This is a genomic window from Vibrio sp. JPW-9-11-11 (assembly GCF_013369335.1).
Classification (GTDB): Bacteria; Pseudomonadota; Gammaproteobacteria; order Enterobacterales; family Vibrionaceae; genus Vibrio.
The window spans coordinates 316818-328965 of record NZ_SZQJ01000004.1 but is presented as its reverse complement, the minus strand read 5'-3'; the positions used below and the strand labels follow the sequence as shown (position 1 = coordinate 328965).

Genomic DNA, 12148 nt, shown 5'->3' with positions numbered 1-12148 from the left:
AACTCCACCTGTTTGTAATAAGCAGCTGAGCTAAGTTTGTTTCACCGTCGCTGCTTAATCAGGTTGAGCTATTACACCGAGCGATTCACTAACATGGTCTTAATGTGACCAATGGCTTTCGTCGGGTTTAGTCCCTTAGGACAAACACTTACACAATTCATGATGCCGTGGCAACGGAAAACGCTAAATGCGTCATCAAGATTTGACAAGCGTTCGTCTGTCGCAGTATCGCGGCTATCGATTAACCAACGGTAAGCGGCAAGTAGGCCTGCAGGACCGATAAATTTATCAGGGTTCCACCAGAATGACGGACAAGACGTTGTACAACATGCACACATGATGCATTCATACAGACCATCAAGATGCGCACGCTCATCCGGAGTTTGCAAATTCTCTCGAGATGGCGGTAGTGCGCCGTCGTCGATTAAAAATGGCTTAACTTTCGAATAGTTATCGTAGAACTGCGTCATGTCAACGATAAGATCACGTACCACAGGCAAACCTGGTAGTGGGCGGATGACAATTTTATCGCCGCTTAATGCAGAAAGCGGAGTAATACATGCCAATCCGTTTTTACCGTTCATGTTTAGGCCGTCAGAGCCACATACACCTTCACGACAAGAACGGCGGAAAGAGATGCTTGGATCTTGCTCTTTAAGCAGAATCAACGCATCTAGAAGCATCATATCTGACCCTTCTTCAACTTCCAGCGTGTAATCTTTCATGTATGGCTTTTGGTCAACATCCGGATTGTAACGGTACAAAGAGAAATTCAGTTTCATAGTAATGTCCTCCTTCCCTTAGTACGTACGTGCTTTCGGCGGGAATGCTTCACGATGGATTGGCTCCATGTTGACATCTCGCTTAGTCATCGCTTCTTTTTCCGGATTGTAGATAGAGTGACATAGCCACTGCTCATCATCACGGTCAGGGAAATCAAAGCGAGCATGTGCACCACGACTCTCCGTTCGATAGTTAGCCGCAACTGCCGTCGCATAAGCCGTTTCCATCAAGTTCTCTAGTTCCAAACACTCAATACGTTGCGTGTTGAACTCGGTCGACTTATCAGACAGATGGGCATTCTTAAGACGCTCACGGATAACCTTCAGCTCTTCTAAACCTTTTGCCATCGCGTCACCTTCACGGAATACCGAGAAGTTGTTCTGCATACATTGTTGCAAGTCTTTGCGGATTTGCGCTGGATCTTCACCATCAGTGCTGTTTTCCCAACGGTTATAACGCTCTAATGAACGTTCAATATCCGCTTCAGTCGCAGGCTTGGCTTCAGCTTGCTTAGCAAGAGTTTCACCAAGGTGTAGGCCAGTTGCACGACCAAATACAACTAAGTCAAGCAGTGAGTTACCACCTAATCGGTTCGCTCCGTGTACCGATACAGAGGCAATTTCACCACAAGCGAATAGACCTTGAACTTCAACATCAGAACCTGTTTCATCTTGCTTGATAGCTTGACCAGAAACCTGAGTCGGAATCCCCCCCATCATGTAGTGACAGGTAGGGATAACTGGGATTGGCTCTTTGACTGGGTCAACGTGAGCAAAGGTACGAGATAGCTCACATACTCCTGGTAGTCGAGATTCTAGTGTGTCTTTACCTAAGTGATCCAATTTCAGCTTGATGTGTGGGCCCCACGGACCATCACAGCCGCGACCTTCACGGATTTCAATCATCATCGAGCGTGCAACGACGTCACGACCAGCAAGATCTTTCGCATTTGGCGCATAGCGCTCCATGAAACGTTCACCGTCTTTATTGAGAAGGTAACCACCCTCACCACGACACCCTTCTGTTACCAATACACCAGCGCCAGCAATACCCGTTGGGTGGAACTGCCACATTTCCATATCTTGCATTGGTACGCCAGCACGAAGTGCCATACCAACACCGTCACCGGTATTGATGTGAGCGTTAGTGGTTGAAGCGTAGATACGACCTGCGCCACCAGTTGCTAAAATAGTCGCTTTTGATTTGAAGTAGCACACTTCGCCTGTTTCCATGCACAGCGCAGTACAACCAAGGACAGCACCATCTTCATTCTTAACTAAGTCGAGCGCGTACCACTCTGAGAAGATAGTTGTTTTGTGTTTGATGTTTTGTTGATACAGCGTGTGAAGCAGAGCATGACCTGTACGGTCGGCTGCCGCAGCTGTACGCGCCGCTTGTTCGCCACCAAAGTTCTTAGACTGGCCACCAAACGGGCGCTGATAAATTCGGCCATTGTCAAAACGAGAGAAAGGTAGACCCATTTTTTCAAGTTCAATCACCGATTCAGGTCCGTTCTTACACATATATTCGATAGCGTCTTGGTCACCGATATAATCCGAACCTTTGACAGTATCGTACATGTGCTGTTCCCAATGGTCTTCATGCGCGTTACCTAGCGCAACCGTAATACCACCTTGTGCAGAAACAGTGTGTGAACGTGTTGGAAATACTTTTGAAAGCAACGCACAGCTTAAGCCTTGCTCAGAGATTTGCAGTGCAGCGCGCATGCCTGCACCACCAGCGCCGATTACTACGGCATCAAATTCACGAACTGGAATAGACACTTACGCACCCCACAAAATAAATAGACCAGAGAAGAAGTAACCCAATAGCACAGCAACAACACCTAGTTGTAGGCCACCACGAAGCTTGGCGCACTTGATATAGTCAGTCAGGACTTGCCACAGGCCAATCCATGCGTGAATAAGCACGGAAACAAGCGCCAGCATAGTAAACACTTTAGTGAAGGTACCACCAAAGAACTGGGTCCAAGATACGTAAGAAATATCGGTGAAAGCACAGAAGCTCACCAGATAGATAGTGTAGAGCGTCATAATGATGGCTGTTGCACGAATCAGTAGGAAATCGTGAACCCCATTACGACCAAAAGATGAGATGTGTTTTACCATACCATTACCCCCGCCAATAAAGACAGAACGGCTGTCGCTGCGAATGCAACCTTAGCGCTCAGTGCGCCAGATTCCAGCTCTTCAAAATGACCCATATCCATCAAAAGGTGACGGATACCACCAGCAATGTGGTAGGCCAATGCCGTTAAGATGCCCCAAAGAATAAACTTCACAAAGAAGCCACCTACGATGTCGACCGCTTGTGCGTAACCGACTGGGGAGGATAACGAAATGGATAGTAACCAAAGCAGAATTCCGACAGCAACAAACGTAATTACACCTGACACTCGGTGTAAGATTGATGCGATTGCAGTGATCGGAAAGCTAATGGTCTGTAAATCTAAATTAACAGGTCTTGACTTTCTTTCTTTCACGGGCTTGCTCACTCAGCTCCATTGAGCATTTATAGTTATGAACGAATTTTGATTGCAAACCTACAAAAGTTAACATTTATTTAACAATTACTTGCAACAATTGGCTAGGTATTTTGTAAAATAATTGTTAACAACAAGGATTAAAACTTCACCTCACATTTGTTTCAAGCCTTGAATTTATAAGGTTTTCACCAAAATTTACTGCGCCACTATACGGCTGGCAACATTCTAATACAATTGGTGTAACAATTTTTGCTACACAGACCAGATTTTTAACCTTATACGTTCAAAAAACCATAACAAGTGCACACATCAGAGGAGAAAAATTGACTTTGATAACGAACACACGTACAAAAATGTCACACAAACATCCTGGACGGATTAAATAATAAACAAAGGAGATTGTTATGGCGGATAAGAAAGCGACCCTTCATGTTGAAGGTCAAGCGCCTATCGAACTGCCAATTATGGACGGTGCATTAGGTACCCCTGTAATTGACGTTCGTAAACTGGGAGCAAACGGATATTTCACTTTTGACCCAGGTTTTCTTGCCACTGCATCCTGTGAATCTCAAATCACCTATATCGACGGTGGCAAGGGTATTCTTTTGCACCGCGGTTACCCCATTGATCAGCTAGCGAATAACGCTGATTATTTAGAAGTTTGTTACATTCTTCTTTACGGTGAAGCCCCAACACGTGAACAATACGAGAAATTTAAGACCACAGTTACTCGTCACACCATGGTCCATGAGCAAATTGCAAGCTTCTTCCACGGCTTCCGTCGTGATGCTCACCCTATGGCCGTTATGTGTGGTGTGGTCGGCGCATTAGCCGCGTTCTATCACGATTCACTCGACATTAATAACGACACCCACCGCGAAATCACGGCATACCGCCTACTGTCGAAAATGCCCACTCTTGCGGCGATGTGTTACAAGTACTCGATTGGTCAACCTTTCATTTATCCACGCAACGACCTAAGCTACGCAGAGAACTTCCTGCACATGATGTTCGCTAATCCGTGTGAAGAGTATGCGGTGAATCCTGTTGTCGCTCGCGCAATGGACAAGATCTTCACACTTCATGCGGATCATGAACAAAACGCATCTACTTCGACTGTACGTCTAGCAGGCTCATCCGGTGCTAACCCATTTGCATGTATTGCCGCGGGTATCGCATCGCTTTGGGGACCTGCGCATGGTGGTGCTAACGAAGCCTGCTTGAAGATGCTTGAAGAAATCGGCAGCGTAGAAAACATCCCAGAATACATTGAGCGTGCGAAAGACAAAGATGACCCATTCCGTTTAATGGGCTTTGGTCACCGCGTTTACAAGAACTATGACCCACGAGCGACAGTGATGCGCGAAACTTGTCACGACGTACTGAAAGAGCTCAACATTCAAGATCCGCTACTCGATGTAGCCATGGAGCTTGAACGTATTGCACTATCAGATGAATACTTCGTGTCGAAGAAACTCTACCCTAACGTGGATTTCTACTCTGGCATTATCTTGAAAGCCATTGGTATCCCTGTCTCTATGTTCACGGTTATCTTTGCCCTATCGCGTACGATTGGTTGGATTGCCCACTGGAACGAAATGCACAGCGATCCGCTCAATCGTATCGGTCGTCCTCGTCAGCTATACACAGGTGAAGTCCAACGCGAATTCTCACCAATGCATGAACGTGAATAGTTTCAAGTGACCTAACACTAAAAACAAAGGGTTGATGCAACAGCATCAACCCTTTTTAGTTTTGAACGTTTCACTATAAGAACGAGTTCAGAAAAGACTGTCGTCCTCTCTTTTAAACCGGATTATCTATATCGATAAACGTGACTTCCACGCCATGCTCTTCAGCTAACCACTCTCCCAGCGCCTTAACACCATAGCGTTCGGTCGCATGGTGACCTGCCGCGAAATAGTGAACCCCCATTTCTCGCGCCGTATAAGTCGTGCGTTCAGAGATCTCACCCGAAATAAACGCATCTAAACCCAATTTTACCGCCAGCTCTATATAGTCTTGCCCACCACCCGTACACCAACCGAGCGTTTCGATGGGCTTGTTTGCCTGTTCAGGCGCGATATGCAAGGGGGAACGGTTAAGTACCCTATCGATTTTGTCAGCCAACTCACTACCTGACAGAGGCTGTTTTAGGCGCCCAAACATGGCGACTGACTGTTCGTGTCCTTCCATTCCGCCTTCCACCTCTATATCAAGTAATCCGGCAAGTTGCGCGTTATTACCGAGCTCTGGGTGTATATCGAGAGGTAAGTGATAGCCGTATAAGTTGATGTCATTCTTAATCAAAGTACGAATACGCTTACCTTTCATACCACGAATGGGCTCTGGTTCCCCTTTCCAGAAGTAACCATGATGAACGACTAGCGCATCGGCGTTGAGTTCAATGGCTTTATCAATTAAGGCCTGTGAAGCAGTCACACCGGTGACGATATGTTTAATCGTTGATGATCCTTCGACCTGCAAACCGTTCGGTGCATAATCTTTAACGAGTTGCGGTGATAGCTTTTGATTGAGAATACTTTCAAGTTGTAGATTGTTCATGGTCACTTCCATTTTTATTCGCGCTAGATCTCTGACGATGGCGTATAGCTTGCGACGTCAAAGTGTATTCCAACCATAGCAGTGTTACCAGTCGCCCGTTACAATAGTGACAAACCCGATCACACAGGCAAAAGGATGAACTCGCTACAACGTTTTTATCAATGGATAGCAAGCGCACCATCATTATTTGAATTAACCGCGCCTTTTACCAGCTTGGAGCGTCTCGATGTTCAATCTGTTGAGGAGCATCATTACCAAGGCAATCCTAGGCTCGGGTTTCTATATCAACACTTGTGTACAAAGCTATTGACCCACACGAGTCAATACCAATTGGAAGCGCACGAAATCCAAATTAACCGTAAGTCCGGTCAGACACTTGGCGCCATCGATCTGATTTTGCGTAATCAGTTAAGCAATCAATTAGAGCACTGGGAAGTCGCGATTAAGTTCTATCTTCTCCATCAAGGCACGTGGTACGGCCCCAATGCACACGACCAGCTCGATATGAAACTTAACCGAATGCTCACCCATCAACTCAAGATCAGTACTTCGCGTGAGTTTCAAGACCAGTATCCGCAATATCACAACATGTCCGAGCACCTACTGTTACAAGGTCGTCTCTATACCAACCCTTTTATTGACGAGCCAGTTCCCAGCGAGTGTCTGGGCTACCGTTTGAATCAAAGTCAGATCAATGGATATTGGTGTTACCAAAGCCAGTGGGAACAGATCGACGAACCACTTTATGAGTTAGAAAAAGCACTTTGGGCTGTGGGACTGGAGGAGTTAAAAAAACCAATAGACAAACCCAATGGGCGGTTTGTTCATGCTCAAACTAAAACGGGTCAGTTTTGGTTTGTTGTACCAGATAGCTGGCCGAATCAATAGTTCCCTCCCGTCAGGTCGACATTATGCCCAGTTCAGAGCACTGTATCGCACGCAATCCGTACCAATTTGGATACAAAAAGGGCTGACACCATGTCAGCCCTTGATGCAGCAAGTAAACGTCTGAATTATAGTCCAGCGTTTGCAAATACTTGGTTCACGATCTCTTGCGCTTCCGCTTCGATTTGTTTGAGGTGCTGTGCGCCTTTAAAGCTTTCACAATAAATCTTATAGATATCTTCTGTGCCTGATGGGCGCGCGGCGAACCAACCATTTTCAGTAGTCACTTTTAGTCCGCCAATTGGCGCGCCATTTCCAGGGGCGTGGGTAAGACGAGCAGTAATCGCTTCGCCTGCCAGGGTCTCTGCCGTTACCATTTCAGCAGACAGCTTAGACAGCACAGCTTTTTGCGGACCGTTTGCCACAGCTTGAATACGGTTGTACTCAGACGCACCGTGTTTCGCCGCTAGCTCTTCATAGTATTCTTGTGGGTTCTTGCCTGTTACAGCAGTAATTTCAGCAGCTAGCAGACATAAGATGATGCCATCTTTATCCGTCGACCAAGGCGTCCCGTCTTTGCGCAGGAAGGAAGCACCCGCAGACTCTTCACCGCCAAAACCAAACTTACCGTCATAAAGGCCATCAACAAACCATTTAAAACCTACTGGCACTTCGCACAGTTCACGACCAAGGTCTGCAACAACACGGTCAATCAGGGCGCTAGACACGAGTGTTTTGCCCACAGCGACGTCTTTACCCCAACCTTCACGATGACGGTACAAGTAATCAATACATACCGCTAAGAAATGGTTTGGGTTCATCAAACCTTTTGGCGTTACGATCCCGTGACGGTCATAATCTGGGTCATTACCAAACGCTAGATCATACTCATCCTTCAGAGCCAGTAAACCGGCCATTGCGTAAGGTGATGAACAATCCATCCGTACTACGCCATCTTTATCGAGTGACATAAACTGGAAAGAGGGATCGATGGCTTCGCTGACTAAAGTTAGATCTAAGTTGTACGCGGTCGCAATCTGACGCCAGTAATCAATGCCACTTCCTCCCAAGGGATCGACACCAATTTTCAGGTTCGCTTTTTGAATCGCTTCCATATCGATAACATTGACTAGGTCGTCGATATAAGGCTTAACCAAATCTTTTTCGCTGAACAACTCAGATACTTTCGCATCCGCTAGTGACATGCGTTTCACACCTTGAAGGCCTTCAGCAATCAAAACATTGGCACGGTCCTGAATCGCTTGCGTAAGTTCACCTTCAGCAGGGCCACCGTGAGTTGGATTGTACTTAATTCCGCCATCTTGTGGTGGATTGTGCGATGGCGTGATAACGATACCGTCAGCTTTATCCGGATGAACAAGATTGTAAGTCAAAATAGCGTGAGAGATCCCTGGCGTCGGTGTATAGCCATTCTCTTGCTGCACAATAACATGTACTCCATTAGCGATTAATACTTCGATCACAGTGGAGAATGCTGGCTCTGATAGTGCGTGAGTATCTTTACCAACAAATAGCGGGCCTGTTGTGCCCTTTTGTGCACGCACTTCCGCCACTGCTTGAGCTATCGCTAGGATGTGATTTTCATTGAAAGTCGATTTGTCCGCGCTACCACGGTGACCAGACGTACCAAATTCGACTTTGTGTGCGGGGTTACTTGGGTCAGGTTGAAGAAGAAAATAATTAGAGACTAGCGCTGGAATATTATGAAGGTCTTGCTGCTGAGCTTTTTGTCCCGCTCGTGGGTGCATGGCCATGTTGACATCCTTTCTAAAAACGACAAAAACAAAAAACCTCATAATACGTTAACTTAGTCACGCATTATGAGGTTTCAATCAGAATTCTTTAAATTGAGTTAGTTACTTTCTCAATCAAATCCGCTGGGAAGTTCATTCTTGCCATCAACTGGTCAACCATTTGCCTTTTGCGGCTGGTGTTATTGTTGGTAATAACCCAAAACGGTGACCCTGGAATTGCTTTTGGTTTAGTCGTATTTCCACTGGCAAGCAAAGTTTGCTCATTATCAGCAAAGTAAACGCGCTTGCGTCCTTTCACTTGAGTGGCTTCAGAAAAGCTAGCTGGGTCGATTCGATGCAAAGTCGATAACACGAGCATGAAGCGATCGATTGCTTTCTTCAGCCCTGCAAACTCGTCAGAGATCAACAGCGAACGCATTTCCTTAATGCCATCCACCGTCTCTTCCATAATTGCATCTTTACTCACCACCACACCTTTAGGTTGCGTCATCACCGGCTGTTGAGCGACAGGAGCAGACGCATCTGTCATCAATAATCGACGTAAAATGTCTGATGCACTTTCGCCAATATGCTGGGTTTGACTTGCGATGTAACGGTATAGATCCTCATCAACCTCAATTGTTTTCATTCGCTTTTCACAATCTCTATGTTTAAACTCTGGAGGATTATAGCGAGATCTTTAAAGAGACTCTACGGTTAACCTGTTACGAATAAATAAAAATGTCACAACTGCTCAACTACAAAGATGAGGGGCAAGGCCGCTCTGTTATTTTGCTTCATGGATTGTTTGGAAATTTAGATAACCTTGGTTTGCTGGCTCGAGACCTGAAAACAGATCATCGCGTGATCAGCGTTGATTTACGCAACCACGGTGAGTCCTTTCACAGCACTGAACACAATTACGCACTCATGGCACAAGATGTTAAAGCGCTACTTTCGCACTTGGCGATCAGTGATGCCATCGTCATCGGCCACTCTATGGGTGGCAAAGTGGCGATGAAACTCGCCGACATTGCCAGTGACACAATCGTTAAACTCTTGGTGCTCGACATGGCTCCCGTTGAGTACACCCAAAGCCGACATGACAACGTGTTTAAAGGCCTACAAGCAGTACTCGAACATAAACCGACGACGCGCAAGCAAGCGCTCACGTTACTAGCAGAACACATCGAACTCGACGGTGTACGCCAGTTCCTGAGTAAGTCCTTGTACAAGGTGGAAGAACATTTAACCTGGCGCTTCAATGTCGCCAGCCTCGCCGATAACTACTGGAATATTCTCGGCTGGCAGCCGATCAATCCCTCCAAGGTTGAAACTCTTTTTATTAAAGGCGGGGATTCAGATTACCTCACCACAGAGCATCAGCCAGAGGTACAAAAGCAGTTTCTTTGTGCCAAAGCCCACGTTATCGCCAATACTGGGCACTGGTTACATGCTGAAAAGCCTGCAGAAGTTCTACGCGCAATTCGAAAATTTATTGCGTAAAACAGAATGAGAGCTCTGATGCTCTCAAGCCGTTAACTTTATCAAGCAACAGTGGTATAGTTCGGCGCAAGTAATTTGGCACAAAGGGATTCCATGCTTTACGACTACATGAATATGCTCGAGTCAATTGGCCTCGATCTGCTTTTTGCGTCTATCTTTTTTCTAATAGGTATGGCGATAAAAGATGTATTAAAAGCGGGAAACGTCCCCCCTTTCGGTCGCCGCATTGTATGGTTAGTCCTGTTCCTTGGCTGTGCTGGTTTTATTGCCAAAGGCATTATCCAGTTGAGCTGGGAAGGTGGTGGTATTGGCTGAGCTGTTAAACCACAACATAATTGAAGAAAGGTAACGAATCTATGGCAAGTGTAGGCATCTTCTTTGGTAGCGATACAGGTAACACTGAAGCTGTAGCAAAGATGATTCAAAAGCAACTGGGTAAACAACTGGTTCACGTTCAAGATATAGCCAAGAGCAGCAAAGAAGATATCGACAACTTTGATCTCTTACTGCTTGGCATCCCGACTTGGTATTACGGCGAAGCACAATGTGACTGGGATGACTTTTTCCCAGAACTTGAGCAAATTGATTTCTCGACCAAGCTTGTGGCTATCTTTGGCTGTGGTGACCAAGAAGACTACGCTGAGTACTTCTGTGACGCGATGGGTACCGTACGCGATATCGTTGAAGCGAAAGGCGGTACTATTCTTGGTTACACGTCAACCGAAGGTTACGAATTCGAAGCTTCAAAAGGTCTTGTCGAAGGTGATGAAAGCCAATTTGTTGGGCTATGTATCGACGAAGACCGCCAACCAGAGCTGACTGAAGAGCGAGTCACTAACTGGTGTAAACAGATTTATGATGAAATGTGCTTAGCCGAGCTGGAAGGTTAATCTCATCTCCTCAACGCTGAAACCTCCCAATTGGGAGGTTTTTTTATGCCGTTTGCTGCTCGCCCTCTTCTCTAAACTGAGGTTTCTTGCGCACATACAACTTACGTTGCACTTCAGAAACAACATTTCCCTGACTGTCTTTAACATAAATGATGAACTCTGGGAAACATTTATCGCCTTCGGCCGTTTGTGAAAGGATGCTTTGCAGTTGATCGTCGGTGACGCAAAACTCAGCGAACAAATCACTTTGACCTGGCTTAATAAAGTTAATACTCGCCTCTTTGTCCCACACATAATAGCGCTCGCCAAGAATCCCCATTAACATTAAGGAGTAAGTAGGATCTGTCAGCGAAAAGATGCTGCCACCATACTGGGTTCGATTGGCGTTTTTATTCCACCACCTCAGTTTCAGCTTCATTTTGACTTGGCGGAAATCGTCACTGATGGAAAGAATTCTTATTCCCGCCCCCCAAAATGGTGGCCATATATTGAGAGCAAACTTCACGACACCTGGTTTATAGATTTTAGCCAATGACTTATGCATCTTTCTGTCCTAACCATACTTTGTTAATGTTGCATAATTGTAACTGGTCGGACATCGATTATCAGTGATGCCACACTAGTTTATAAAAAAAGAGTAGTAACCCCTTGAAGTTCGTGGTTTATTGTTAGAGGCGACTACCCTATAATGATAGGAATATTGAATTCTGTTAATTACTGCAGATCATCAACAGGAAAGTATATGTCAGACAACAACCAAGCGCTCAAGGATGCTGGTCTTAAGGTCACTCTACCTAGACTGAAGATTTTAGAAGTACTACAGCAGCCAGAATGCCAACATATTAGCGCTGAAGATTTATATAAGAAGCTGATTGATCTAGGAGAAGAGATCGGTCTTGCTACCGTGTACCGCGTATTAAACCAATTTGATGATGCAGGTATCGTGACACGCCATCACTTCGAAGGTGGTAAATCAGTATTTGAACTTTCAACTCAACATCACCACGATCATCTGGTCTGCCTAGATTGCGGTGAAGTGATCGAGTTCTCTGATGATTTGATTGAAGAACGTCAAAAAGAGATCGCAGCCAAATACAACGTAACACTGACAAACCACAGTTTATATCTGTATGGCAAATGCAGCGATGGCAGTTGCAAAAACGATCCCAACGCACACAAACCGAAATAATTTAAGGCGCTCACTGAGCGCCTTTTTTAATTTGTTTTTATGCTGTTTAGCGAAACAAAAATGCCAGCTT

Annotated in this window: 14 protein-coding genes; 6 read left to right on the top strand and 8 right to left on the bottom strand. The window is 45.6% G+C overall.

The genetic code is table 11. The features are described 5' to 3' along the window. Positions 1-71 precede the first annotated feature (71 nt). The 4 genes from FCU94_RS04075 to sdhC are packed head-to-tail and all read right to left on the bottom strand — an operon-like array spanning position 72 to position 3298. Positions 72-782, bottom strand: a complete 711-nt coding sequence (locus tag FCU94_RS04075) for a succinate dehydrogenase iron-sulfur subunit (RefSeq protein WP_176287265.1) — start codon at positions 780-782, stop codon at positions 72-74. Between the two features lie 18 nt (positions 783-800). Beyond that, a complete protein-coding gene (gene sdhA, locus FCU94_RS04070; RefSeq protein WP_176287264.1) occupies positions 801-2567 on the bottom strand; it encodes a succinate dehydrogenase flavoprotein subunit in 1767 nt (588 codons plus the stop codon). Further along, positions 2568-2912, bottom strand: coding sequence for a succinate dehydrogenase, hydrophobic membrane anchor protein (sdhD, locus tag FCU94_RS04065; protein ID WP_176287263.1), 345 nt, complete (start codon positions 2910-2912; stop codon positions 2568-2570). Continuing rightward, positions 2906-3298, bottom strand: a complete 393-nt coding sequence (gene sdhC / locus FCU94_RS04060) for a succinate dehydrogenase cytochrome b556 subunit (RefSeq protein WP_176287262.1) — start codon at positions 3296-3298, stop codon at positions 2906-2908. Before sdhC ends, sdhD begins: the two co-directional genes overlap by 7 nt. 395 nt (positions 3299-3693) lie before the next feature. Here sdhC and FCU94_RS04055 point away from each other — a divergent pair, with 395 nt between their 5' ends. Then, on the top strand, positions 3694-4983 hold the full coding sequence (locus tag FCU94_RS04055; RefSeq protein ID WP_176287261.1) for a citrate synthase: 1290 nt from the start codon (positions 3694-3696) through the stop codon (positions 4981-4983). A gap of 112 nt (positions 4984-5095) precedes the next feature. Here the strand turns inward: FCU94_RS04055 and FCU94_RS04050 are convergent, their stop codons facing one another. Further along, positions 5096-5854 carry a Nif3-like dinuclear metal center hexameric protein gene (locus FCU94_RS04050; protein WP_176287260.1) on the bottom strand — a complete coding sequence of 253 codons (759 nt, stop codon included), beginning with the start codon at positions 5852-5854 and terminating at the stop codon, positions 5096-5098. Positions 5855-5989: 135 nt separating this feature from the next. Between FCU94_RS04050 and FCU94_RS04045 the strand changes: the two genes are divergently transcribed. Next, the gene (locus FCU94_RS04045) at positions 5990-6742 is read left to right on the top strand and encodes a DUF1853 family protein (RefSeq protein ID WP_176287259.1); all 753 of its coding nucleotides are present in this window, start codon (positions 5990-5992) and stop codon (positions 6740-6742) included. Between the two features lie 125 nt (positions 6743-6867). Here the strand turns inward: FCU94_RS04045 and pgm are convergent, their stop codons facing one another. Both pgm and seqA read right to left on the bottom strand, forming a co-directional pair. Then, positions 6868-8514: a phosphoglucomutase (alpha-D-glucose-1,6-bisphosphate-dependent) gene (pgm, locus tag FCU94_RS04040; protein WP_176287258.1), complete on the bottom strand. Its 1647-nt coding sequence runs from the start codon at positions 8512-8514 to the stop codon at positions 6868-6870. An 88-nt stretch (positions 8515-8602) separates the two neighbouring features. Next, the gene (gene seqA, locus FCU94_RS04035) at positions 8603-9142 is read right to left on the bottom strand and encodes a replication initiation negative regulator SeqA (protein WP_176287257.1); all 540 of its coding nucleotides are present in this window, start codon (positions 9140-9142) and stop codon (positions 8603-8605) included. Between the two features lie 92 nt (positions 9143-9234). On the opposite strand from seqA, the gene FCU94_RS04030 reads away from it, so the two are divergent. From FCU94_RS04030 to fldA, 3 genes are all read left to right on the top strand, one after another. Then, positions 9235-9999 carry an alpha/beta fold hydrolase gene (locus FCU94_RS04030; protein WP_176287256.1) on the top strand — a complete coding sequence of 255 codons (765 nt, stop codon included), beginning with the start codon at positions 9235-9237 and terminating at the stop codon, positions 9997-9999. A 93-nt stretch (positions 10000-10092) separates the two neighbouring features. After that, positions 10093-10314, top strand: a complete 222-nt coding sequence (locus FCU94_RS04025; RefSeq protein WP_004413180.1) for a DUF2788 domain-containing protein — start codon at positions 10093-10095, stop codon at positions 10312-10314. A gap of 41 nt (positions 10315-10355) precedes the next feature. Next, positions 10356-10889 carry a flavodoxin FldA gene (gene fldA / locus FCU94_RS04020; RefSeq protein ID WP_176287255.1) on the top strand — a complete coding sequence of 178 codons (534 nt, stop codon included), beginning with the start codon at positions 10356-10358 and terminating at the stop codon, positions 10887-10889. A gap of 43 nt (positions 10890-10932) precedes the next feature. Here fldA and FCU94_RS04015 read toward each other — a convergent pair whose 3' ends face one another. Then, complete coding sequence (locus tag FCU94_RS04015) at positions 10933-11433, bottom strand: DUF4442 domain-containing protein (RefSeq protein WP_176287254.1); 501 nt, start codon at positions 11431-11433, stop codon at positions 10933-10935. A 198-nt stretch (positions 11434-11631) separates the two neighbouring features. Here FCU94_RS04015 and fcrX point away from each other — a divergent pair, with 198 nt between their 5' ends. Then, positions 11632-12078, top strand: a complete 447-nt coding sequence (gene fcrX, locus FCU94_RS04010) for a ferric iron uptake transcriptional regulator FcrX (RefSeq protein WP_176287253.1) — start codon at positions 11632-11634, stop codon at positions 12076-12078. The last annotated feature ends 70 nt before the right edge of the window (positions 12079-12148 follow it).